Source organism: Pseudomonas sp. TH43 (assembly GCF_016650635.1).
Lineage (GTDB): Bacteria > Pseudomonadota > Gammaproteobacteria > Pseudomonadales > Pseudomonadaceae > Aquipseudomonas.
This window is the reverse complement of the sequence record NZ_JAEKFI010000004.1, coordinates 2466969-2489632: the sequence shown is the minus strand read 5'-3', so window position 1 is coordinate 2489632 and position 22664 is coordinate 2466969. Positions and strand designations below refer to the sequence as shown.

At 59.9% G+C, this 22664-nt stretch carries 20 protein-coding genes; 13 read left to right on the top strand and 7 right to left on the bottom strand.

Annotation, left to right across the window (positions count from 1 at the left end; translation table 11 throughout):
* Both JFT81_RS27545 and JFT81_RS27540 read right to left on the bottom strand, forming a co-directional pair.
* On the bottom strand, window positions 1–1315 hold a 1315-nt coding region (locus JFT81_RS27545), incomplete at its 3' end, for a CoA-acylating methylmalonate-semialdehyde dehydrogenase (protein WP_201230561.1).
* Between the two features lie 144 nt (window positions 1316–1459).
* Window positions 1460–2809, bottom strand: a complete 1350-nt coding sequence (locus tag JFT81_RS27540; RefSeq protein ID WP_201230559.1) for an aspartate aminotransferase family protein — start codon at window positions 2807–2809, stop codon at window positions 1460–1462.
* A 138-nt stretch (window positions 2810–2947) separates the two neighbouring features.
* On the opposite strand from JFT81_RS27540, the gene JFT81_RS27535 reads away from it, so the two are divergent.
* From JFT81_RS27535 to JFT81_RS27505, 7 genes are all read left to right on the top strand, one after another.
* A complete protein-coding gene (locus JFT81_RS27535) occupies window positions 2948–3868 on the top strand; it encodes a LysR family transcriptional regulator (protein WP_064387741.1) in 921 nt (306 codons plus the stop codon).
* A 131-nt stretch (window positions 3869–3999) separates the two neighbouring features.
* Entirely contained in the window at window positions 4000–5388 is a 1389-nt protein-coding gene (locus JFT81_RS27530; RefSeq protein ID WP_201230557.1) for a nucleobase:cation symporter-2 family protein, read from the top strand.
* Window positions 5389–5475: 87 nt separating this feature from the next.
* Window positions 5476–6126 carry a TetR/AcrR family transcriptional regulator gene (locus JFT81_RS27525; RefSeq protein ID WP_201230555.1) on the top strand — a complete coding sequence of 217 codons (651 nt, stop codon included), beginning with the start codon at window positions 5476–5478 and terminating at the stop codon, window positions 6124–6126.
* Window positions 6127–6133: 7 nt separating this feature from the next.
* Window positions 6134–6715 (top strand): YigZ family protein, encoded by a 582-nt coding sequence (locus JFT81_RS27520; protein WP_201230553.1) that lies wholly within the window; start codon window positions 6134–6136, stop codon window positions 6713–6715.
* 615 nt (window positions 6716–7330) lie between these two features.
* A complete protein-coding gene (locus JFT81_RS27515; protein ID WP_201230551.1) occupies window positions 7331–8878 on the top strand; it encodes an ABC transporter ATP-binding protein in 1548 nt (515 codons plus the stop codon).
* A 13-nt stretch (window positions 8879–8891) separates the two neighbouring features.
* Complete coding sequence (locus JFT81_RS27510; protein WP_201230549.1) at window positions 8892–9998, top strand: ABC transporter permease; 1107 nt, start codon at window positions 8892–8894, stop codon at window positions 9996–9998.
* Complete coding sequence (locus JFT81_RS27505; protein ID WP_141129707.1) at window positions 9998–10924, top strand: ABC transporter permease; 927 nt, start codon at window positions 9998–10000, stop codon at window positions 10922–10924. Before JFT81_RS27510 ends, JFT81_RS27505 begins: the two co-directional genes overlap by 1 nt.
* Before the next feature lie 60 nt (window positions 10925–10984).
* Here the strand turns inward: JFT81_RS27505 and JFT81_RS27500 are convergent, their stop codons facing one another.
* Window positions 10985–11431: a hypothetical protein gene (locus JFT81_RS27500; RefSeq protein ID WP_201230548.1), complete on the bottom strand. Its 447-nt coding sequence runs from the start codon at window positions 11429–11431 to the stop codon at window positions 10985–10987.
* 83 nt (window positions 11432–11514) lie between these two features.
* Between JFT81_RS27500 and JFT81_RS27495 the strand changes: the two genes are divergently transcribed.
* From JFT81_RS27495 to JFT81_RS27485, 3 genes are all read left to right on the top strand, one after another.
* On the top strand, window positions 11515–11865 hold the full coding sequence (locus JFT81_RS27495; RefSeq protein ID WP_201146629.1) for a MerR family transcriptional regulator: 351 nt from the start codon (window positions 11515–11517) through the stop codon (window positions 11863–11865).
* A gap of 22 nt (window positions 11866–11887) precedes the next feature.
* A complete protein-coding gene (locus JFT81_RS27490; protein WP_201230655.1) occupies window positions 11888–12574 on the top strand; it encodes an SDR family oxidoreductase in 687 nt (228 codons plus the stop codon).
* Between the two features lie 295 nt (window positions 12575–12869).
* A complete protein-coding gene (locus JFT81_RS27485) occupies window positions 12870–14228 on the top strand; it encodes an 8-oxoguanine deaminase (RefSeq protein WP_201230547.1) in 1359 nt (452 codons plus the stop codon).
* Between the two features lie 125 nt (window positions 14229–14353).
* Here JFT81_RS27485 and JFT81_RS27480 read toward each other — a convergent pair whose 3' ends face one another.
* Window positions 14354–15445, bottom strand: coding sequence for a calcium:proton antiporter (locus JFT81_RS27480; protein WP_201146630.1), 1092 nt, complete (start codon window positions 15443–15445; stop codon window positions 14354–14356).
* Between the two features lie 275 nt (window positions 15446–15720).
* Here JFT81_RS27480 and JFT81_RS27475 point away from each other — a divergent pair, with 275 nt between their 5' ends.
* The 3 genes from JFT81_RS27475 (at window position 15721) to JFT81_RS27465 (ending at window position 18938) form a co-directional block, all read left to right on the top strand.
* Window positions 15721–16794 (top strand): BMP family ABC transporter substrate-binding protein, encoded by a 1074-nt coding sequence (locus JFT81_RS27475; protein ID WP_201230544.1) that lies wholly within the window; start codon window positions 15721–15723, stop codon window positions 16792–16794.
* Between the two features lie 144 nt (window positions 16795–16938).
* Window positions 16939–17904 carry a 2-oxoglutarate and iron-dependent oxygenase domain-containing protein gene (locus JFT81_RS27470; protein WP_201230542.1) on the top strand — a complete coding sequence of 322 codons (966 nt, stop codon included), beginning with the start codon at window positions 16939–16941 and terminating at the stop codon, window positions 17902–17904.
* 80 nt (window positions 17905–17984) lie between these two features.
* Window positions 17985–18938 (top strand): adenosine deaminase, encoded by a 954-nt coding sequence (locus JFT81_RS27465; RefSeq protein WP_201230540.1) that lies wholly within the window; start codon window positions 17985–17987, stop codon window positions 18936–18938.
* 121 nt (window positions 18939–19059) lie between these two features.
* On the opposite strand, the gene JFT81_RS27460 is transcribed toward JFT81_RS27465, so the two are convergent.
* From JFT81_RS27460 to JFT81_RS27450, 3 genes are all read right to left on the bottom strand, one after another.
* Entirely contained in the window at window positions 19060–20442 is a 1383-nt protein-coding gene (locus JFT81_RS27460; protein WP_201230538.1) for an MFS transporter, read from the bottom strand.
* A 117-nt stretch (window positions 20443–20559) separates the two neighbouring features.
* On the bottom strand, window positions 20560–21294 hold the full coding sequence (locus JFT81_RS27455) for a helix-turn-helix transcriptional regulator (RefSeq protein ID WP_201230536.1): 735 nt from the start codon (window positions 21292–21294) through the stop codon (window positions 20560–20562).
* Window positions 21295–21610: 316 nt separating this feature from the next.
* Window positions 21611–22540, bottom strand: a complete 930-nt coding sequence (locus tag JFT81_RS27450; RefSeq protein WP_201230534.1) for a LysR family transcriptional regulator — start codon at window positions 22538–22540, stop codon at window positions 21611–21613.
* Window positions 22541–22664: the final 124 nt, after the last annotated feature.

Below are 22664 nucleotides of genomic sequence, written 5' to 3'. Positions count from 1 at the left end.
GCACGTTGACGCCCACCATGCCGACTTCGATCTCGTCGCAGAACAGACGCGCCGCTTCACCGTCACGGGTGAAGATGCAGGTACCGTTGCCGTATTCGTGATCGTTGATCAGTTGCATTGCCTCTTCCAGGCTGTTGACGCGAACAATGCAAAGTACCGGCCCGAAGATCTCTTCTTTATAGATGCGCATCTCTGGAGTGACGTTGTCGAACAGGCAACCGCCGAGGAAGAAACCTTCTTCATGACCGGCGACGCTGAAACCACGACCGTCGACCACCAGGGTCGCGCCCGCTGCTACGCCGTCGTCAACATAACCGCTGACCTTGTCACGCGCCTGACCGGTCACCAGCGGCCCCATGTCCAGACCGCACGAAGTACCGGCACCGATCTTCAACGCCTGGATCTGTGGAACCAGCTTCGCCACCAACGCATCCGCAACTTGATCGCCAACACACACGGCAACCGAGATCGCCATGCAACGCTCGCCGCACGAACCGTACGCAGCGCCCATCAGTGCGCTGACTGCGTTATCCAGATCGGCATCCGGCATCAGCACTGCGTGGTTCTTCGCGCCGCCCAGCGCCTGAACGCGTTTGCCGCGCTTGGTGCCTTCGGCGTAGATGTACTCAGCAATCGGCGTCGAACCAACGAAGCTCAGTGCTTTGACTTCCGGCGCTTCGATCAGCGCGTCTACCGCAGTCTTGTCACCGTGCACCACGCTCATTACGCCTTTCGGCAGACCGGCTTCCAGCAACAACTGAGCGATCAGCAGTGTGGAGCTCGGATCACGCTCGGACGGTTTGAGGATGAAGCAGTTGCCGCAGACGATCGCCAGCGGGTACATCCACAGCGGCACCATGGCCGGGAAGTTGAAAGGGGTGATACCGGCAACGATGCCCAGCGGCTGGAAGTCCGACCATGCGTCGATGTTCGGGCCGACGTTGCGGCTGTACTCACCTTTGAGGATTTCCGGGGCAGCGCAGGCGAACTCGACGTTCTCGATACCGCGCTTCAGTTCACCGGCGGCGTCTTCAAGGGTCTTGCCGTGTTCTTCGCTGATCAGTTGCGAGATGCGCGCTTCGTTCTGCTCGAGCAGTTGCTTGAAGCGGAACATCACCTGGGCACGTTTGGCCGGTGGCGTATTGCGCCAGGCCGGGAACGCAGCTTTGGCGGCGTCGATGGCTTTCTGGATGGTTTCGCGGGTGGCCAATGGCAGCTTGTGGATAGCCTGACCGGTGGACGGGTTAAACACATCAACCGCGCGACCGTTCTCGGTCACCAGTTCGCCATTGATCAAATGCGGAATAACGCTCATCGAAAACTCCTGAATTTTTGTTCAGCGGGCGCCCGTTGAAGGGCGCCTTCTATATATAGGTAGCTTTGTTTGGGAACCGGACGCCTTTGGCGCGCTTCAGAGTGCCTTCGCGAGCAAGCTCGGCTCCCACAGGGTCTGTGTCAATCAGTCGAGCTTGTTCAGCACTTCGCCGACCGCGTCGAACAGGCGATCGAGGTCTTGCGGCTTGCTGTTGAAGGTTGGGCCGAACTGCAGGGTGTCGCCGCCGAAGCGTACGTAGAACCCGGCTTTCCACAGGGCCATGCCTGCTTCGAACGGACGCACGATGGCGTCGCCGTCACGGCCGGCAATCTGGATCGCACCGGCCAGGCCGAAGTTACGGATATCGATGACGTGCTTCGAGCCTTTCAGGCCATGCAGCGCGTTTTCGAAATGCGGCGCGACTTCCGCAACGCTCTGCACCAGGTTTTCCTTTTGCAGCAGGTCGAGTGCCGCCAGGCCAGCGGCGCAAGCCACCGGGTGCGCCGAGTAGGTGTAACCGTGCGGGAATTCCACGGCGTATTCCGGCGTCGGCTGATTCATGAAGGTCTGGTAGATCTCGGAGCTCGCAATCACTGCGCCCATCGGGATCGCACCGTTGGTGACTTGCTTGGCGATGCACATCAGGTCCGGGGTGACGCCAAAGGTGTCAGCACCAAACATGTTGCCGGTACGGCCGAAACCGGTAATCACTTCGTCGAACACCAGCAGGATGCTGTGCTGATCGCAGATCTCGCGCAGACGTTTCAGGTAACCCTGTGGTGGCACCAGTACGCCAGCGGAACCGGCCATAGGCTCAACGAAGACGGCGGCGATGTTCGATGCGTCGTGCAGTTCGATCAGCTTCAGCAGCTCATCGGCCAAAGCGATACCGCCCTGCTCCGGCATGCCGCGGGAGAAGGCATTGCTCGCCAGCAGCGTGTGCGGCAGGTGATCGACATCCATCATCGACTGCCCGAACAGCTTGCGGTTGCCGTTGACGCCGCCGAGACTGGTGCCGGCGATGTTTACGCCGTGGTAACCACGGGCACGGCCGATCATTTTGGTTTTGGTTGCCTGGCCTTTCAGGCGCCAGTAGGCACGGACCATTTTTACCGCGGTATCAGCGCACTCGGAACCGGAGTCGGTGAAGAACACGTGGTTCAGGTTGCCCGGGGTCAGCTCGGTGATTTTCTCGGCCAACTGGAACGACAGCGGGTGGCCGTACTGGAAGCCCGGCGAGTAATCGAGAGTGCCCAGTTGTTTCGAGACCGCTTCCTGAATTTCCTTGCGAGTGTGCCCGGCGCCGCAAGTCCACAGACCCGACAGCGAGTCGTACACCTTGCGGCCCTTGTCATCGATCAGCCAGCTGCCTTCGGCGCCAACGATCAAACGCGGATCGCGCTGGAAGTTACGGTTGGCGGTGTACGGCATCCAGTGCGCGTCCAGCTTGAGTTGGCTGGCCAGTGGCGACTGAGCGTTTTCAGGCATGTTCATCGGGCAAAACCTCGCAGGGCATAAGCGTCAGGGAGATAGAAAGCGTTGTTGCAGCTAAATTGCCACGGCGATAAAGTCGGTGAAATTCAACTCTTCTAACCTTCAGTTAGAACTTGGCTAAACAATGAGAACAATAAGATGAGCAGCCGCCGCCCCGATCCATTGGCCCAGGTCAGTGATTTTGATATTCGTTTGCTGCGGATTTTTCGCAGCGTGGTGGAATGCGGAGGTTTCTCGGCGGCGGAAACGGTGCTCGGCATCGGTCGCTCGGCGATCAGCCAGCAGATGAGCGATCTGGAGCAACGCCTCGGTTTGCGTCTGTGCCAGCGTGGGCGCGCCGGGTTTTCGCTGACCGAAGAAGGCCGCGAGGTCTATCAATCGGCGCTGCAACTATTAAGTGCGTTGGAAAGTTTCCGCACCGAGGTCAACGGCCTGCATCAACATTTACGCGGCGAGCTGATCATTGGGCTGACCGACAACCTCGTCACCCTCCCCCACATGCGTATCACCCACGCCCTCGCGCAGTTAAAGGAGCGCGGGCCGGATGTGCAGATTCAGATCCGCATGATTGCGCCGAATGAAGTCGAGCAAGGCGTACTCGACGGGCGTCTGCATGTTGGCGTGGTGCCGCAGGCCAGTGCGTTGTCGGGTTTGGAATATCAGCCGTTGTACAGTGAACGCTCGCTGCTGTATTGCGCAGTCGGACACCCGCTGTTTTACGTCGATGACAAGCAACTCGATGACGAGCGCCTTAACAGTCAGGACGCGATTGCGCCGACGTTTCGGTTGCCGGCGGATATTCAGGCGCATTACCAGGCGCTCAATTGCACGGCCAGCGCTTCCGACCGTGAGGGCATGGCGTTTTTGATTCTGACCGGGCGCTATATCGGTTACCTGCCGGATCACTACGCCAGCCTTTGGGTGCAGCAGGGTCGGCTGCGTGCGCTGAAATCTCAAACACGTTTCTACGACTTGAGTCTGGCATCGGTCACGCGCAAAGGGCGGCGCCCTCATTTGGTGCTGGAAAGCTTTTTGGAAAGTCTGGCGGCGACGCGTTGAAAGCAGGATCAAAAGATCGCAGCCTTCGGCAGCGCCTACATTTGCGGGTAATCCGCCGATAAAGTTGAGCAACTGGACAGCTTTTTGCAAAGCAGGATCAACCCCGATCCTTCAACAAGAAGCCCAAATCCATGCAGCCAGATTCTGAACCGTCCAGCGACCTGATCTACGGCCTCAACGACCGCCCGAAACCGCTCGCCGCGACACTCGCGGCGTTGCAACACGTGCTCGCCAGTTTCGTCGGCATCATCACCCCGCCGCTGGTGATTGGTTCGGCGCTTGGGCTGACCGCACATTTACCCTACCTGATCAGCATGGCCCTGATGGTGTCCGGCGTCGGCACCTTTATTCAGGCGCGGCGGCCGTTCGGAATTGGCGCGGGAATGATCTGCCTGCAGGGCACCAGTTTTGCCTTTCTCGGGGCAGTGTTGTCGGCAGGGTTTCTGGTCAAGCAACGCGGTGGCAGCCCGGAGGACATCTTGGCGATGATTTTCGGCGTGTGCTTTTTCGGCGCGATCGTGCAGATCGTACTCAGCCGTTTCATCGGGCAATTGCGCAGAGTCGTTACGCCGCTGGTGACCGGCATTGTCATTACCTTGATCGGCATCAGCCTGATCAAGGTCGGCATCACAGATCTGGGCGGTGGCTTCAATGCGCCGGACTTCGGAGCACCGGGTAATCTGGCGCTGGGCGTGTTTGTGTTGCTGACGATCATTCTGCTCAACCGCTCGAACACTCCGTGGGTGCGTTTGTCGGCAATCATCATCGGCCTGGTGCTCGGCAGTCTGGCGGCATGGTTCAGTGGGAAACTGGTGCCTCAGCCATTACCTGACTTGCCGCTGGTGAGTTTTCCTACGCCATTCAAGTTTGGATTCAGCTTCGACTGGACGGCTTTCCTGCCGGTCGCGCTGATTTATCTGATCAGCACCATCGAAACCGTCGGCGACCTCACCGCCAATTGCATGCTCGCTCGCCAGCCGATCAGCGGCCCCTCTTATATAAGCCGCTTGCGTGGCGGTGTATTGGGCGATGGCGTGAGCTGCATGATCGCCGCCACATTCAGCGCCTTCCCCAACACCACGTTTGCGCAAAACAACGGCGTCATCCAGTTGACCGGCGTGGCCAGCCGCTATGTCGGCTTGTACATCGGCGCGATCCTGTTTTGTCTCGGCCTGTTCCCCATGATCGGTGCGGTGCTGCAGCAGATCCCGAAACCGGTGCTCGGTGGCGCCACGCTGGTGATGTTCGGCGCTGTCGCCGCAGCGGGCGTGCGGATCCTCGCGCAATCGCCACTGGACCGCCGCAGCATGTTGATCATCGCGACTTCGTTCGGCGTCGGTCTGGGCATCGCCGCGCAACCGAGCCTGCTGCACTTGCTGCCGAAACTGGTACAGAACCTGTTCGACTCGGCGATTACCAGCGGCGGGCTGACGGCAATCATCCTCTGCCTGCTGTTGCCGGAAGCAAAAACCGCAACCAGCGAAGCGCATGCGCCGCTGAACAAGATCGAACAGGCGTAACGATTTATCGTATCGGGACTTGTCGGATGACGGTGGGTGCGCTATCAACGCAATTGGTTGCACCCACAGACAAGCCCGGAAGTGCCTATGACCTTTGAAGTCCCAGCCCACGGCGGCAAACCCGCCAGCCGCATTCGTCAGAAGAACGAAGAGACCATCCTCAAAGCCGCCGAAGACGAGTTCGCCCGTCACGGGTACAAAGGCACCAGCATGAACACCATCGCCCAGAATGCCGGGTTGCCCAAGGCGAACCTGCATTACTACTTCACCAACAAGTTGGGGTTGTACGTAGCGGTACTGAGCAACATCATCGAGTTGTGGGACAGCACCTTCAACACCCTCACCGCCGAGGACGATCCCGCCGAAGCGCTGACTCGCTACATCCGCGCGAAAATGGAGTTCTCGCGCCGCCAGCCGCAAGCTTCACGAATCTTTGCGATGGAAGTGATCAGCGGCGGCGAATGCCTGACCGAGTATTTCAATCAGGATTACCGCGCCTGGTTCACCGGCCGCGCGGCGGTGTTTCAGGCCTGGATCGATGCAGGCAAAATGGATGCGGTCGATCCGGTGCACTTGATCTTCCTGTTGTGGGGCAGTACTCAGCACTACGCCGACTTCGCCACGCAAATCTGTCGCGTCAGCGGTCGCAGCAAGTTGACCAAACAGGACATGGAAGACGCCGGCAACAACCTGATCCGCATCATTCTCAAAGGCTGCGGCCTCACTCCTTCTATCTAAGACGTCTATGCCTTTCACCCTCAGCGGTTTTTGCGAGTACCGCGAAGAGATTCGCAAAAGCCGCTTTATCACCTTCGCCACGCCGATCGGCAGCCCTGCGGATGCGCAGGCGTTTTTCGACCAGCACAGCGATTTGAATGCCTCGCACAATTGCTGGGCGTGGAAGCTTGGCGATCAATATCGCAGCAATGATGACGGCGAGCCCGGCGGCACGGCTGGGCGGCCAATTCTGGCGGCGATTGAAGCGCAGGATTGCGATCAGGTCGCGGTGTTGGTGATTCGTTGGTACGGCGGGATTCAACTTGGGACTGGCGGTTTGGCCCGCGCATATGGCGGTGGTGCGAACAAGTGTTTGCAGACGGCGGCGAAGGTTGAGTTGATCAGTCGGGTGCCGTTGAGTTGTGCTTGCGGGTTTGCCGAGTTGGCGCTGGTGAAGTTGCGGGTGGCGGATTTGGGTGGCCTGGTTGTCGAGGAAGACTTCACGGCAAACGGAGTTGAGTTGAAGTTAGCTGTGGGGGAAGCGCAGATCGATGTCTTGCAAACGCAACTTGCTGATTTGAGTCGGGGGCGGATTTTGTTGCAGCGGTGAAGCAAGGTCAAAACATCGCAGCGTGGCGCAGTTCGTCATCAGATCCCGGTATCGGCGCTCTCCTCGTATGAGCTGCCGAAGGCTGCGATCTTTTAGGGCATCACCCATTTCGCTTATTCCATCGAGTTGCCCACATCTGCTGTGCACCCGACTGTGGATAACCTGAGCACATAACGCTGTAACCCTTCTGTCACGTGGCTTTGCGAGGTTTGTTCACTTTTCGTTCAATTCGCCCGACGAAATGTAAATTCCGCTTAAAAACAATCAGTTAACAGTGTTTATCACCATTAGAAGAAAGCATTGCAGTGCTTATGCCCGGGTTTGTCGCTTGCGCACAATAACTGTGGAGCAACCTGTGGATAACCCGTTCATGACCCGCGCAGCCGCATGTGCTGCCTAGGCCGCGAGGATTTGCTCGTTTTTTGATCAGATACCGACGGGCAAAACTGGAGCCCGATCAACGGCTTTGCTCTGAATTGGTGCTGTGAGTCGGCATGATTTTGCCCTCAACGCTCTGGGCCAATGGCCGGGATGCAGCGGCGGCTGAGGTTCCTGACTCAATGGCCAGGAAATTGCTTTATCCACAGGCACAACTTCAAGCAAGTCGAGCCTGTCATGCCAATCGCCCCTCCCCTCCCGCGCCTGCAACTGCGCCAGATCAGCAAACGTTATCCCGGTTGTCTGGCCAACGACGCCATCGACCTGAGTATCGCGCCCGGTGAAATCCACGCCCTGCTCGGAGAGAACGGTGCGGGCAAAAGTACGTTGATGAAGATTATCTACGGCGTCACTCAGGCCGATGGCGGGGAAATATGTTGGCAAGGGCAGCGGGTCAACATCCGCAACCCCGCGCAGGCGCGACAGTTGGGCATCGGCATGGTGTTTCAGCATTTCTCGCTGTTCGAAACCCTCAGCGTGGCGCAGAACATCGCCTTGGCGATGGGTGCGGCGGCCGGTACGCCGAAACAACTGCAGCCAAAGATTCGCGAAGTGTCGCGCCGCTACGGCATGGCGCTGGAGCCGGAGCGACTTGTCCACAGCCTGTCGATCGGCGAGCGGCAACGGGTAGAGATCATTCGCTGCCTGATGCAGGACATCCGCCTGTTGATCCTCGATGAACCGACTTCGGTGCTGACGCCGCTGGAGGCCGACGAATTGTTTGTAACCCTCCGCCGCCTCGCTGCCGAAGGCTGCAGCATTCTGTTTATCAGCCACAAGCTGGGTGAAGTGCGGGCGCTGTGCCACAGCGCCACGGTTTTGCGCGGCGGAAAAGTAGCCGGGCATTGTTTGCCGGCCGAATGTTCGGATCAGCAATTGGCACAGTTGATGGTGGGCGAAGCCGCGGCGCTGATCGGCGACTATGCGAAGGCCCGCGGTGGCGCGGCGTTTTTACAGGTCGAGGGATTGAGCTGGCACAACCCGGATCCGTTTGGCTGCTCGCTGACTGACATCGACGTGGATGTACGCAGCGGTGAAATTGTCGGTATCGCCGGGGTCGCCGGCAATGGTCAGGATGAATTGCTCGCCCTGCTCAGCGGTGAGCAAACACTGCCCCGCGCGGAGGCGAAAACGATTCGCTTCGGTGATTTCGGCGTCGCCGATTTGCGCCCGGATGCGCGGCGCAAACGGGGTCTGGCGTTCGTGCCCGCCGAGCGTCTCGGCCATGGCGCGGTGCCGGAGTTGAGTCTGGCGGATAACGCTCTGCTCACCGCTTTCCAACAAGGCCTGGTCAGCCACGGTTTGATCGAACGCGGCAAAGTCGAAGCTTTCGCCCAACAGATCATTCAGCGTTTCGGGGTAAAAACCCCGGACACGCAAACCGCCGCGCGCAGCCTGTCCGGCGGCAATCTGCAGAAATTCATTCTTGGCCGCGAAATCCTCCAGCAGCCGAAACTGCTGATCGCCGCACACCCGACCTGGGGTGTAGACGTCGGCGCCGCCGCGACCATCCACCGCGCCTTGATTGCGCTGCGCGATGCTGGCGCGGCGATCCTGGTGATTTCCGAAGACCTCGACGAACTGTTCCAGATCAGCGACCGCCTCGGTGCGTTGTGCGGTGGGCGTCTGTCGGCGCTGCAAAACACCACCGACACCCAGCTCAGCGACGTCGGCAGCTGGATGGCTGGACAGTTCGACGCCCCTCAAACACACGCCACGGTTTAACGGAGTTTTCCACATGCTGCTTTCCCTCGAACCCCGTGGCCAACAATCGCGCCTGATGCTTTGGTGCTCGCCGCTGTTAGCCGCGGCGCTGACGCTGGGTTGCGGTTCGCTGCTGTTTATCGCCCTCGGCCATGATCCGCTGCAAACCTTGCACACCTTGCTGATTGCACCGGTCAGCGACTTGTATGGTGTCTCCGAACTGCTGGTCAAAGCGCTGCCGATTCTGCTCTGCGCATTGGGCTTGGCGGTGGCCTATCAGGCGCGCATCTGGAACATTGGCGCGGAAGGACAATTGCTCCTCGGTGCACTCGCCGGCAGCGCCCTGGCGGTGAACATCATCGACATGCAAAGCCATTGGGCGCTTGTGCTGATTCTGTTCACTGGCACCTTCGCCGGGGCCGCGTGGGCCGGGCTGACGGCATGGCTGCGCACGCGTTTCAACGCCAATGAAATCCTCACCAGCATCATGCTCAATTACATCGCGCTGAACCTGCTGTTGTTCTGCGTGCATGGGCCGTTGAAAGACCCGGCCGGCTACAACTTTCCGGAGTCGGCGATGTTCGGCGATGCCAGTCGCCTGCCACTGCTGATGGAGGATGGTCGTGTGCACGCCGGGGTGTATTTCGCCCTGCTCGCACTGGTCGCGGTGTGGGTGCTGTTGCAGAAAAGCTTCGTCGGTTTCCAGATCAAAGTGCTCGGGCTGGACCAGCGCGCGGCGGGGTTTGTCGGTTTCCGCGAGAAGCGGTTGATCTGGCTGGCGCTGTTGATCAGCGGCGGTCTGGCGGGGCTCGCGGGTGTCTGCGAAGTCACCGGGCCGATCGGCCAATTGGTACCGCAGGTGTCACCGGGTTACGGCTATGCGGCGATCACCGTGGCGTTTCTCGGGCGGCTGAATCCGCTCGGGATTCTGTTCTCCAGCCTATTGATGGCGTTGCTGTACATCGGTGGCGAGAGCGCGCAAATGACCCTTAATCTGCCGCAGGCGATCACCCAGTTATTTCAGGGAATGATGCTGTTTTTCCTGTTGGCCTGTGACGTGCTGATCCTTTATCGGCCTCGCCTGAAATTGCGCTGGACGCGGCGCACATCAACCACCGCCGTAACCGCCGGAGCGCTGTGATGGATATCGATCTGTTGAGCAATATTTTCTACGCCATGGTGCGTTGCGGCACGCCGCTGTTGCTGGTGGCGCTGGGTGAACTGATCTGCGAAAAGAGCGGCGTGCTCAACCTCGGCCAGGAAGGGATGATGCTGTTCGGTGCGGTGATCGGTTTCATCGTCGCCCTGAACAGCGGCAACCTCTGGCTTGGCGTGCTGTTGGCAATGCTGGCCGGGATGCTCCTGTCGTCACTGTTTGCGTTGGTGGCGCTGGTGTTCAATGCCAATCAGGTGGCGACCGGGTTGGCCCTGACGATTTTTGGGGTCGGGCTTTCGACGTTTGTCGGCGCCGCCTGGGTCGGTAAACCGCTGGCGGGTTTTGAGCCATTGGCGATCCCGTATCTGAGTGAAATTCCATTGATCGGGCGGATGCTGTTTGCCCAGGATCTGCTGGTGTACCTGTCGTTTGCGCTGTTTGCGCTGGTGGCGTGGGTGATCATCAAAAGTCGCGTCGGGCTGATCATTCAAGCAGTGGGCGAGAACCCGGATGCGGCCAGTGCGATGGGGTTGCCGGTGTTGGCCGTGCGGACGCTGGCCGTGCTTTTTGGCGGGGCAATGGCTGGGCTGGCCGGTGCCTATCTGTCACTGGCGTACACGCCGATGTGGGCCGAAAACATGACCGCCGGGCGCGGCTGGATCGCGTTGGCGCTGGTGGTGTTTGCCAGTTGGCGAGTATGGCGGTTGTTGTTGGGTGCTTATCTGTTTGGCCTCGCCAGCATCCTGCATCTGGTGGCGCAGGGGTTGGGGCTGGCGATTCCGTCGAGTTTGCTGGCGATGCTGCCGTACGTGGCGACGATTGTGGTGTTGGTGTTGTTGTCGCGCGATGCGCTGCGTACGCGGTTGTATGCGCCGGTGTCGCTGGGGCAGCCTTGGCAGGCAGGGCATTAATTGTTGTTTGCGTGGGCCTCTTCGCGAGCAGGCTCGCTCCCACATTTGTCCGCGCCTGGCTCAGGAATGTGGGGTGACACCCCTCTCTTGTGGGAGCGAGCCTGCTCGCGAAGACTTACTCACAGGCAACACCTGAGCAATGCCCCATGCCAGTTCGAACACGAGGAAAACCAGCAATGTCGAACTGGCGCCATGGGCCAGGGCATACGCCTGCCAAGCCGCAAACAAAAACCGCGCTACCGCGTCATAGCGTCCATAAAGCGCCTGCGGATCACGAATCCGCAGCACCGCCCACACGCACACCACCGAACCCAACAGGTTCGCCATCAACATATGCACAGGCTCGAACGCCGGCAATTCGCCGGGCAGACTCAGCGTCTGGCTCAGCGCAGTCAAAAACCCGTGCAACGCGGCAAAACTCCATGGCGTGGCAAACGCCGCCGTAACGATCAAGTCATACCAGGCACTGCCGCGCACCACGTTGCGATACTGCGTTGAAGTCCACATCGTCCTTGCTCCATAAATTTGAGGAGCAACCACGGTAAAGCCTGGAGTATGCTCCAGGGTCAACAGCTGTTTTGAGATCAACCATGCGCATCGGCGAATTAGCCCAGGCCAGTGCCGTCAGCCGCGACACCCTGCGCTTCTATGAACAGCGCGGACTGATCGCGGCGCAACGCAGCGCCAACGGTTATCGCGACTATCCACCGGAGATGGTGCAACTGGTGCTCTACATCAAGACCGCGCAACGCCTGGGGTTTACCCTCGGCGAGATCGGCAACAGCGTCGCCGCGCTGTGGAATGCGCCCGATCCCGACAGGGCCGTGGCCCAGTTGCTGCGCGACAAACTGCAACTGATCGAAACGCGCATGAGCGAACTCGACGCGCTGCGGCAGGAGTTGCAACTTCGGCTCGGCCAGGCCTGTCCATTGAATCCATGATCCTCATTTATCAAGGAAGCCCATCATGTCTGCAAAACACGCACTGATCATCGGCGCCTCCCGGGGCCTGGGCCTCGGTCTGGTGAAAACCCTGCTGGCCGACGGCTGGCAAGTCACTGCTACCGTGCGCAATCCGCAAAACGCCGAGGCGCTGCAAGCGCTGGGCAAAGTGCGGATCGAGAAGCTCGACATGGATGACCAGCAAGCGGTGATCGCCCTGAGCCAGCAGCTCAAGGGCGAAACCTTCGACCTGTTGTTCGTCAACGCAGGGGTCAAAGGCCCGGCAGATCAGACCCCGGGCGGCGCGACACTGGCGGAAGTCGGTCAGCTGTTTTTCACCAACGCGGTAGCACCGATCAATCTGGCGCAACGTTTTGTCGGGCAGATTCGTGACGGCAGCGGCGTGCTGGCGTTCATGAGTTCCGGGCTGGGCAGCGTGACCGTACCGGACGCGCCGGAGTTGGCGCTGTACAAGGCGAGCAAAGCTGCGCTGAATTCGATGACCAACAGCTTTATCACGCAATTGGGCGAGCAGAAGATGACGGTGTTGTCGCTGCATCCGGGTTGGGTGAAGACGGACATGGGCGGTGAAGGCGCTGACCTGGATGTGGAAACCAGCACCCGTGGGCTGGTCGATCAGGTGAATGCGTTTACCGGCAAGGGCGGCCATCACTTCGTCAATTACAAGGGTGAAACCATTCCCTGGTAAGCAGTGCAATCAGAATCCCCTGAATACCTGCATGACTGGCTAACTGTAGGAGCTGCCGAAGGCTGCGATCTTTTGATTGTAAAAAACACGATCAAAAGATCGCAGCCTCCGGCAGCTCCTACAGGGTTGCGCATTTTGTTTGGAATGCGCGTTGTCGGATCACATCGGGTTGGGCTTGCCCGGCGCGGCAATTTGTTTGAAACTGCGCACCTCGTCCCCGCGGCGACCCTGGATCAGCAGACAGGGCATCACTGAGCTGGCAACCCTGAACCCAATTTTCAGAGGAGCCGGCAAAATGCCCGCGACCCGTACCTGGTTAAAAAATCCCCTCGCCATTTTTACGTCCAACGAGCTCGATGCTCGTGGCGGTCTTGTCGTGCAAGACGGTGTCATCGTCGAAGTCCTCGCGGCCGGTCAGCAACCGTCGTTGCCGTGCAATGAAGTGTTCGATGCCCGCGAGCATGTGATCCTGCCGGGCCTGATCAACACTCACCATCACTTCTATCAAACCCTCACCCGCGCCTGGGCGCCGGTGGTCAATCAGCCGTTGTTCCCGTGGCTGAAAACCCTGTACCCGGTATGGGCACGCCTGACGCCGGAGAAACTCGCGCTCGCCACCAAAGTCGCTCTGGCTGAATTGCTGCTGTCGGGCTGCACCACCGCTGCCGACCATCACTACCTGTTCCCGGACGGTCTGGAAAACGCTATCGACGTGCAAGTCGAAACCGTCCGCGAATTGGGCATGCGCGCCATGCTCACCCGTGGCTCGATGAGTCTCGGCGAGAAGGACGGTGGCCTGCCGCCGCAGCAAACCGTGCAGGAAGGTCAGGTGATTCTCGACGACAGTCAGCGCCTGATTCACGAGTACCACGAGCGTGGCGATGGCGCACAAATCCAGATCGCGCTGGCGCCGTGCTCGCCGTTCTCGGTGACCCCGGAAATCATGTCCGCCAGTGCCGAACTGGCGAACACACTCGACGTGCGTCTGCACACCCATTTGGCCGAAACCCTCGACGAAGAAGATTTCTGCCTGCAGCGCTTCGGCCTGCGCACCGTCGATTATCTCGACAGCGTCGGCTGGCTCGGCCCGCGCACCTGGCTGGCTCACGGCATCCATTTCAACCCGGACGAAATCGCCCGCCTCGGCCAGGCCGGCACCGGCATTTGTCATTGCCCGAGTTCGAACATGCGCCTCGCTTCCGGCATCTGCCCGAGTATTGATCTGACGGATGCGGGTGCACTGTTTGGTCTGGGCGTGGATGGTTCGGCATCCAACGATGCGTCGAACATGATTCTGGAGGCGCGTCAGGCGCTGTACATCCAGCGTCTGCGTTACGGCGCCGAGAAAATCACCCCGGAACGCGTGTTGGGCTGGGCGACCAAGGGTTCGGCGAGCTTGTTGGGCCGTACCGACATTGGTGAGATTGCCGTGGGCAAGCAGGCCGATCTGGCGTTGTTCAAGCTTGATGAGCTGCGTTTCTCCGGCAGCCATGATCCGATTTCAGCGCTGCTGTTGTGCGGTGCGGACCGTGCGGATCGGGTGATGATCGGTGGCAAGTGGCGCGTGGTTGACGGCCAGGTCGAAGGCCTTGACCTCAAAGGCCTGATCGCCGATCACAGCCAGGCAGCGCGCCAACTGATTGCCGGTACCTGATCCACCGCCGTTCAAAACTGTGGGAGCGAGCCTGCTCGCGAAGAGGGAGTGTCAGGCAACATTTTTTGTTGAATGACGCACCGCTTTCGCGAGCAGGCTCGCTCCCACATTGATTTCTGTCAGCCTCAAAGGCCCAGCAGGGACAGCATGATGAAGGTCGCAAACAGCACAAAGTGCGTCATGCCTTCGATGGCATTGGTTTCGCCGTCATTGAGGTTGATCGCGCTGACGATCAGCGTCAGAAAAATCATCACTGTCTGCACTGGCGTCATCGCCATTTGAAACGGCTGGCCGGTATACAGCGCCATCGCTTCCATCACCGGCACGGTCAGGATCACCGTCGACAGTGACGCGCCCATCGCAATGTTCACCACCGACTGCATGCGGTTGGCCAATGCTGCGCGCAAAGCAGTCAAAATCTCCGGCGCAGCGGAAATAGCCGCCACCAGAATCGCCGTGATCACGGGCGGTGCGCCTGTGCCCTCCAGGCCCAGATCCAGCGTTTTCGACATGACTTCGGCCAATGCGCCGATCACCACCACGCCAAACACCAGAATGCCGATCGACAAGCCCAGGCTGAGCGGTTTCGGCTCCTGTTCGACCGGCGCTTTCTTGCGACGTTTATCCGGGTAGCTGTAGCTGAAAAAATAACTGTGCGGGCCGACCTGCATGCGCAGAAACAACGCGTAAAGCACCACCATCGCGCCGATGGTGAACGCTGAATAAATCTTCCAGTTGGCCTCGGGAATAAACTCCGGCACCACCATCGACACGCCCATGGCGGTGAGGATCATCACGCTGTAACTGCGCGCCGAATCGTCGTTGTAGGACTGCTCACCGTGCTTGATCCCGCCCATCAGCGCGGCGAGGCCGAGGATGCCGTTGATGTCGAGCATCACTGCGGAATAGATCGTGTCGCGCACCAGTGTGGGCGAGGCTTCGTTGCTCATCATGATCGCCAGAATCACCACTTCAACCAGTACGGCGGCGAGGGTCAGGATCATCGTGCCGTAAGGATCGCCGACTTTTTCTGCAAGCAATTCGGCGTGATGGGCGACGCGCATCGAGGCGGCGACGATGAAGGCGATCAGTACCAGACCGCCGATCAGCGCGACGATCTGGCCACTGTGCAGCAACCAGTGTTCGAGGGGATAAGCGACGCAAGCAGCAATGACTGCCAGCAGCAGAAAGCTTTCTTGCTTGAGGATCGTGAGCATGGCGGGCCTTTTTGCCGAAGAGTGCGAATGAGCTACTGACTGCGGGGCGGCGCTAACGTTTCGTTACACCTTAGCGCACCAACCGATAGCAGCTGTTTTCAGGCATGCACTTTTATTGGCCTTAACCGCCCCTTCGCGGGCAAGCCTTGCTCCTACAAACTGCGCGAACTGTAGGAGCAAGGCTTGCCCGCGAAGGCCCTCACAAGGTTTGTTGTCCTGTTGGTCAGCAATTTGCATTGACCCCGACCACACACAACAAAACGGAGCTCCAATTCATGCAAATACGTCCGCTGCACAAACTGCTGTGCGCCGCCATCGGTCTGGGGATCAGTCTGAGCGCCAGCGCTGCCGACCCGCTTAAAGTCGGTTTCGTCTACATCGGCCCGATCGGTGACCACGGCTGGACGTATCAGCATGAACAGGGGCGCAAGGCTCTCGCGGAAAAATTCGGCAGTCAGATCACCACTAACTACGTGGAAAACGTCGCCGAAGGTGCCGACGCCGAGCGGGTGATCCGCAACATGGCCAAGGACAAGTACGACCTGATCTTCACCACCTCATTCGGCTACATGAACCCGACGCTGAAAGTCGCCAAGCAGTTTCCCAAGGTGACCTTCGAACACGCCACCGGCTACAAGCAGGACAAAAACCTCGGCACCTATCTGGCGCGCACCTACGAGGGCCGTTACGTCGGCGGGTTCCTCGCGGCGAAGATGACCAAGACCAAGAAGATCGGCTACGTCGCCTCATTTCCGATCCCGGAAGTGATCCGCGACATCAACGCCATTCAACTGGCCCTGAACAAGTACAACCCTGGCACCGAGATCAAAGTGGTGTGGGTCAACTCCTGGTTCGATCCGGGCAAAGAGGCCGACGCCGCCAATGCGTTGATCGATCAGGGCGTCGACGTGGTGTTCCAGCACACCGACAGCCCGGCGCCGATTCAAGCCGCCGAACGCCGAGGTGTTTACGCTGTGGGTTACGCCTCGGACATGGCGCACTTCGGGCCGAAAGCAGTGCTGACCTCCATCGTCAATGACTGGGCGCCGCACTATATTCAAGCGACGCAGAGCGTGATCGATCACACGTGGAAATCCCAGGACTACTGGGGCGGGCTGAAGGAAGGCACAGTTGAGTTGCCGATCAGCGACCTGGTGCCAGCGCCGGTGAAAGCCGAGGCCGAGCAGATCATTGCCGACATCAAGAGCGGCACGTTCCAACCGTTCACCGGGCCGATCAAGGATCAGGCCGGGGTCGAAAAAATCCCCGCGGGCGTGAGTGCGACCACGGCGGAACTGGCGTCGATGAACTATTACGTGGAAGGCATGAAGGCCGAGATGCCGAAGTAATTTTCGCTAACCACACAAAACCCTTGTAGGAGCTGAGCTTGCTCGCGAAAGCGCTGTATCAGGCGAAAAATGCATCGACTGATACGACGTATTCGCGAGCAAGCTCGGCTCCTACAGGAGCGATGTACTTTTTAAGGATTGCGTATGGATCAGCTTCCGATCATCGACATCAGCCCGCTCTACTCCGACGATGAAAACGCCTGGCCCGCCGTCGCCGCGCAGATCGACCTTGCCTGCCGCGAATGGGGCTTCTTCTACATCAAGGGCCATCCGATCTCGGCGCAACGCATCGACGCCGTGCTCGATCAGACCCATCGTTTCTTCGCGCTGCCCGCAGCAGAAAAACTCAAGATCGACATCACCCAGACCCGCCACCATCGCGGCTATGGCGCCATCGCTACTGAGCAACTCGACCCGAGCAAACCCAGCGACCTGAAAGAAACCTTCGACATGGGCCTGCACCTGCCGGCCAAGCACCCCGAGGTGATGGCGGAAAAACCCTTGCGCGGGCCTAACCGGCATCCGGCGCAAGCGGGCTGGGAAACCCTGATGGAACAGCATTACCTCGACATGCAGGCCCTCGCCCAAACCCTGCTACGGGCGATGACCATTGCCCTGAACATCGAGCGCGACTTCTTCGACACACGTTTCAACGACCCCGTCAGCGTGCTGCGCATGATCCATTACCCACCGCGCCACACCGCCAGTTCCGCCGAGCAGCAAGGCGCCGGCGCGCACACCGACTACGGCTGCATCACCCTGCTCTACCAGGACAACGCCGGCGGTTTGCAGGTCAAGAATGTGCGTGGCGAATGGATCGACGCGCCGCCCATCGACGGCACGTTCGTGGTCAACCTCGGCGACATGATGGCGCGCTGGAGCAACGACCGTTATCGCTCGACACCGCATCGGGTGATCAGCCCGCTGGGGGTGGATCGCTATTCGATGCCGTTCTTCGCCGAGCCACACCCGGACACCCGCATCGAGTGCCTGCCCGGATGTCAGGACGCACAGCATCCGGCGAAATATCCGACGACCACCTGCGCCGAATTCCTGCTGTCGCGCTTCGCCGATACCTACGCCTACCGGCGCGCGCAACAAGCGGTCTGATGGATCGCTTGGTCAGGTTTTGCCAATTGTTTCGGCGAGCATCTGTAGAATGCCGTCATTGCACCTGATGAGAAAAGAATATGTACGACTGGCTCAACGCCTTGCCCAAGGCTGAACTGCACCTGCATCTGGAAGGCTCGCTGGAGCCCGAGCTGCTGTTCGCCCTGGCCGAACGCAACAAGATCGCCCTGCCGTGGAACGACGTAGAAACCCTGCGCAAGGCTTACGCTTTCAACAACCTGCAGGAATTCCTCGACCTGTATTACCAGGGCGCCGACGTGCTGCGCACCTCGCAGGATTTCTACGACCTGACCTGGGCCTACCTGCTGCGCTGCAAGGCACAGAACGTGATTCACACCGAACCGTTCTTTGACCCGCAGACCCACACCGACCGGGGCATCCCGTTCGAAGTGGTGCTCAACGGCATCGCGGCGGCATTGAAGGATGGCGAGCAGCAACTGGGCATCACCAGCGGTTTGATCCTCAGCTTCCTGCGCCACCTGAGCGAAGCAGAAGCCGAGAAAACCCTTGATCAGGCGCTGCCGTTCCGTGACGCGTTTGTGGCTGTCGGCCTCGACAGTTCCGAGATGGGCCATCCGCCGAGCAAGTTCCAGCGCGTGTTTGATCGTGCCCGTCACGAAGGCTTCCTGACCGTTGCCCACGCTGGCGAAGAAGGCCCGCCGGAGTACATCTGGGAAGCCATCGACCTGCTGAAAATCCAGCGTATCGACCATGGCGTACGCGCCACTGAAGACGAGCGTTTGATGCAGCGGATCATCGACGAGCAGATCCCGCTGACCGTGTGCCCGCTGTCGAACACCAAGCTCTGCGTGTTCGATCACATGTCGCAGCACAATATTCTCGACATGCTCGAGCGCGGCGTGAAGGTCACGGTGAACTCCGATGACCCGGCGTACTTTGGCGGTTATGTCACCGAGAACTTCCATGCACTGTACGAGCACTTGGGCATGACCCAGGATCAGGCCAAGCGCCTGGCGCAAAACAGCCTCGATGCACGCCTGGTAAAACCATAAGCAACACCGAAGTACCCATGTGGGAGCGAGCCTGCTCGCGAAGAGGGAGTGTCAGTTAACATTTTCGTTTAATGACACTCCGCTTTCGCGAGCAGGCTCGCTCCCACAGTGGGTTTTTTGTTTAGCCTGGGATTTGGCGTTCAGTCAGCTCTTCCAGGGTTTTGCCCCGTGTCTCCATCCCGAACAACCACACCACTGCCGCCGCAATCGCAAAGCACAGCGCGCCCAGCGCAAACACTCCGCCCTGCCCGGTAATCGGGAACACCAGCCCGGTCACCAATGGCCCGAGTAACGAACCCACGCGGCCAATCGCCGAGGCAAACCCCGAGCCGGTCGCCCGTGCCGAAGTCGGGTACAACTCTGGCGTGTAGGTGTAGAGCACCGCCCACATGCCGAACAGGAAAAACTGCATCAACAGCCCGGTGCCGATCAGCAACGCCACGTTGCCGCCAAACACCGCGCTCTGCCCATACAGAAACGCCATCACCCCGCCGCCCAGCAACGTGACAATGCACACCGGCTTACGCCCCCAGCGCTCCACAAGCCAGGCCGCCATCAGGAATCCGGGAATCCCGCCCAGCGAAATCAATACCGTGTAATACACCGACTGCGTCACGGCAAAACCCGACTGTTGCAGCAAGGCACTCAACCACGACGTCAGCCCATAGAAGCCGAGCAACGCAAAGAACCACAGACTCCAGATCATCGTCGTGCGCTGGCGGTATTGCGGCGACCAGATCTGCTTGAGCGCCGACAGGAAGTTGCCGGGTGGCGTCACGGTGCGCGGCAAGCGAATCGGTTCCGGCAGCGCCGCGCCACCGAGCGACGCGCGCACCCGCGCTTCGATACCGTTCAACACCTTGTCCGCTGCCTCGTCTCGCCCGGCCTGCTCCAGCCAGCGCGGAGACTCGGGAATGAAAAAGCGGATCGCCAGGACAAACACCGCCGGCACCGCCAACACCAAAAAGATGTCGCGCCAGCCAATCAACGGCAACAGGAAATACGAGAGCACCCCAGCCGCAACAAAACCCAGCGGCCAGAAGCCGTCCATCAACGCGATATAGCGGCCACGGCGCTGGGCCGGAATCAGCTCGGAGAGCATCGACTGCGCAATCGGGAACTCCATGCCCATGCCGATCCCCAGCAGGATGCGAAACAACGTCAGTGTCTCGACCGTCTGCGCCGTCGAGCACAGATAACTGGCTACGCCCCAAAGCACGATGCTCCACTGAAACACCGGTTTGCGCCCGAAACGGTCGGCGAGCATGCCCGACAGTGATGCCCCCAGCACCATGCCGAAAAAACTCGAACTGGCGAGCAACCCGGCCTGGGCACTGCTCAGGCCAAACTCGGACTTAATCGAGCCAAGCAAGAAGGTCATCATCGCCAGATCCATCGAATCGAAGAAAAAGGCCAAGGCAATGATGATGAAAATGATCCGGTGATAACCACTGATCGGCAGTCGTTCCAGCCGTTCTGCTGCACTGAAGCCTTTGGTTTGCATGCCGCCCCTCCCATCCGAAAAGTCCCCGGATCGAGTGTGCGCGATAGCGAATCGAGGTTCGTGCTGGATGCGACCTGTTCGCAGTCGTGGGCGACGTGACACTGCAGGACAAGTGCTCTACAACGCCGCTTCCAACTCGGTCTCCTTGGCAAAACGATGGATTTCGCGTTGCCCTGTAGCGGTCAGTTGCAACGCACGGGAGTCATGCGGCAAGGTCAACCAGCCGGACTGCATGAACAACTGCAGCAACGCCGCGCCGAGGGTGCCGCCCATGTGCGGACGTCGTTCGCTCCAGTCCGGACAGGCGCACGCCACTTGCACGTTGCGGTGGGCCAGGGCCTGGATGAACACTCCACGCTTGGCCAGTTGCGTCGAGCCCTTGAGCGTCACCACGACTCGCTGCTCGACCTGTTCGATCCAGCCGGCATCGAGCAGTCGCTGGTACAGATCGGCCGCCAGCGTGCCGCCCAGGTGGTCATCGCAGAAACGCGCACGCAACAGCGACGAAGGGGCTGCCTGTGGCCTGGCCATCGGCGCGGTTCGTTTGAACACTTCGGGAATATCGCGCGGCGCGCTGGCGATGGTGGCGCTGGCCAACGCCTCGATGGCAGCCCCGACCTCGGGAGCCGAGAGACGGAAAAACCGTTTGCGGCCACGGACTTCGACTTTCAACAGGCCGCCAGTGGACAACCGCGCCAGGTGAGCACTGGCAGAGGACGGCGACAACCCCGCCAGCAGCGCCAACTCCTCGGTTTGCCGGGCCGAGCCATCCATCAATGCCCACATCATCGCGCTGCGCTTGGGGTCAGCCAGCAACGTGGCGATCTGGCTGATGCAAGGTGCATGTTCCATATATTCACTCCCTGTTGAATCGTATCGTCTACTGCTCGCAGACATCTTGACCAGTAATGAGTCGTCGGCCAAGACGCGAAATACGCCATGTACCGGGGCCGGACAGGCCACTGACGCAATCTGCTCCGGCACTGGATCGCAGCAGTTGCACACCCGTCAATCAAACCCTGGCGACTCGGCGCAAAGGTCTCCGGGCCCGAGTGTCAGTGCGGGCATGAGGCGGCCGCTAGTATAAGCGCGTTAGTCGCCGCGTCCTGCGCCGGTGCCTGCACAGGTGGTGATTGTTGCTGAGAGAAATTTCTCTTTTTACCTGCGACTAATGACCAACTCTGGAGAAAACGGGAAATTGACTACTCAATTCAGCGCATCGACTGGCGAGCATTTCCCTTAAAAGGTTCACCGGCTTACTCAATTGTGCGCGATGGGCGCACAACAAATTCAGCGGAGCGCGCTCACAAAGCAGCTCTGGCAGCAGCACTTTGAGGCGCCCGGCAAGCACATCGGCGCCGACGTCGAGCCACGACTTGTAGGCAATCCCGGCCCCCGCCACCGCCCACAGACGCACCACGTCGGCGTCGTCGCTGAAACGGTCGCCGCTGACGGTCAGACCGACCTCGCGCTTGCCATCGTGAAAACTCCAGTGGTCGTGAACCCGGCTCCCGAGCATGTACAGCAGGCAATTGTGCTGAGCCAGTTGTTCGAGTTGCTGCGGTTCGCCGTGCCTGGCCAGGTACGCCGGGGATGCGCACAACACGCGCCGGTTCTGTGGAGCGATGGGCAAGGCGACCAGACTGGAGTCCTCCGGCTCGCCGTAGCGCAGGGCGATGTCCACCGGTTGGCGAAACAGGTCGGCGATGCGATCACCGAGTAGCAGCCGCACGGTCAACTTTGGATGCTCGCGCTGAAACTCGTCGAGCCACGGCAGTAACAGATTGCGTCCGAAATCCGAGGGCGCGGACAGTTGCAGGATCCCGCTGACCTGATCCTGCCCGCTGGCCAGCAGGCGTCGGCCTTCATCGAGATTGCTCAGCGCCGCCCGCGCATATTCGAGGAAGCCCTCGCCCTCGGCAGTCAGGCGCAGGCTGCGTGTCGAACGGGCCAGCAAGCGCGCGCCGAGTTGCTGTTCGATGCGCTTCAACGCCGCACTGGCCACCGCCGCGGACATGTCCATCACCCGCGCCGCCGCCGACAGGCTGCCCAGATCGGCCGCGCGGACAAACAATTGCAAGTCATCGAAACGCAGCATTCCCACCCTCGATTATCAAAAAAATATTGAAAGAGACTGCTGTTTTAGCCGGTTTTATCCGGCAGAGAAATAGCCAATCATCTCTCCCATCGAATTCATGCCTTGTTCATTCAGATTCTGGAGT

What these genes read in the sequence shown, in the direction of transcription:
- JFT81_RS27540 (WP_201230559.1), bottom strand. Translation starts at nt 2,809, where the DNA reads ATGAACATGCCTGAAAACGCTCAGTCGCCACTGGCCAGCCAACTCAAG.
- JFT81_RS27535 (WP_064387741.1), top strand. Translation starts at nt 2,948, where the DNA reads ATGAGCAGCCGCCGCCCCGATCCATTGGCCCAGGTCAGTGATTTTGAT.
- JFT81_RS27530 (WP_201230557.1), top strand. Translation starts at nt 4,000, where the DNA reads ATGCAGCCAGATTCTGAACCGTCCAGCGACCTGATCTACGGCCTCAAC.
- JFT81_RS27525 (WP_201230555.1), top strand. Translation starts at nt 5,476, where the DNA reads ATGACCTTTGAAGTCCCAGCCCACGGCGGCAAACCCGCCAGCCGCATT.
- JFT81_RS27520 (WP_201230553.1), top strand. Translation starts at nt 6,134, where the DNA reads ATGCCTTTCACCCTCAGCGGTTTTTGCGAGTACCGCGAAGAGATTCGC.
- JFT81_RS27515 (WP_201230551.1), top strand. Translation starts at nt 7,331, where the DNA reads ATGCCAATCGCCCCTCCCCTCCCGCGCCTGCAACTGCGCCAGATCAGC.
- JFT81_RS27510 (WP_201230549.1), top strand. Translation starts at nt 8,892, where the DNA reads ATGCTGCTTTCCCTCGAACCCCGTGGCCAACAATCGCGCCTGATGCTT.
- JFT81_RS27505 (WP_141129707.1), top strand. Translation starts at nt 9,998, where the DNA reads ATGGATATCGATCTGTTGAGCAATATTTTCTACGCCATGGTGCGTTGC.
- JFT81_RS27500 (WP_201230548.1), bottom strand. Translation starts at nt 11,431, where the DNA reads ATGTGGACTTCAACGCAGTATCGCAACGTGGTGCGCGGCAGTGCCTGG.
- JFT81_RS27495 (WP_201146629.1), top strand. Translation starts at nt 11,515, where the DNA reads ATGCGCATCGGCGAATTAGCCCAGGCCAGTGCCGTCAGCCGCGACACC.
- JFT81_RS27485 (WP_201230547.1), top strand. Translation starts at nt 12,870, where the DNA reads ATGCCCGCGACCCGTACCTGGTTAAAAAATCCCCTCGCCATTTTTACG.
- JFT81_RS27480 (WP_201146630.1), bottom strand. Translation starts at nt 15,445, where the DNA reads ATGCTCACGATCCTCAAGCAAGAAAGCTTTCTGCTGCTGGCAGTCATT.
- JFT81_RS27475 (WP_201230544.1), top strand. Translation starts at nt 15,721, where the DNA reads ATGCAAATACGTCCGCTGCACAAACTGCTGTGCGCCGCCATCGGTCTG.
- JFT81_RS27470 (WP_201230542.1), top strand. Translation starts at nt 16,939, where the DNA reads ATGGATCAGCTTCCGATCATCGACATCAGCCCGCTCTACTCCGACGAT.
- JFT81_RS27465 (WP_201230540.1), top strand. Translation starts at nt 17,985, where the DNA reads ATGTACGACTGGCTCAACGCCTTGCCCAAGGCTGAACTGCACCTGCAT.
- JFT81_RS27460 (WP_201230538.1), bottom strand. Translation starts at nt 20,442, where the DNA reads ATGCAAACCAAAGGCTTCAGTGCAGCAGAACGGCTGGAACGACTGCCG.
- JFT81_RS27455 (WP_201230536.1), bottom strand. Translation starts at nt 21,294, where the DNA reads ATGGAACATGCACCTTGCATCAGCCAGATCGCCACGTTGCTGGCTGAC.
- JFT81_RS27450 (WP_201230534.1), bottom strand. Translation starts at nt 22,540, where the DNA reads ATGCTGCGTTTCGATGACTTGCAATTGTTTGTCCGCGCGGCCGATCTG.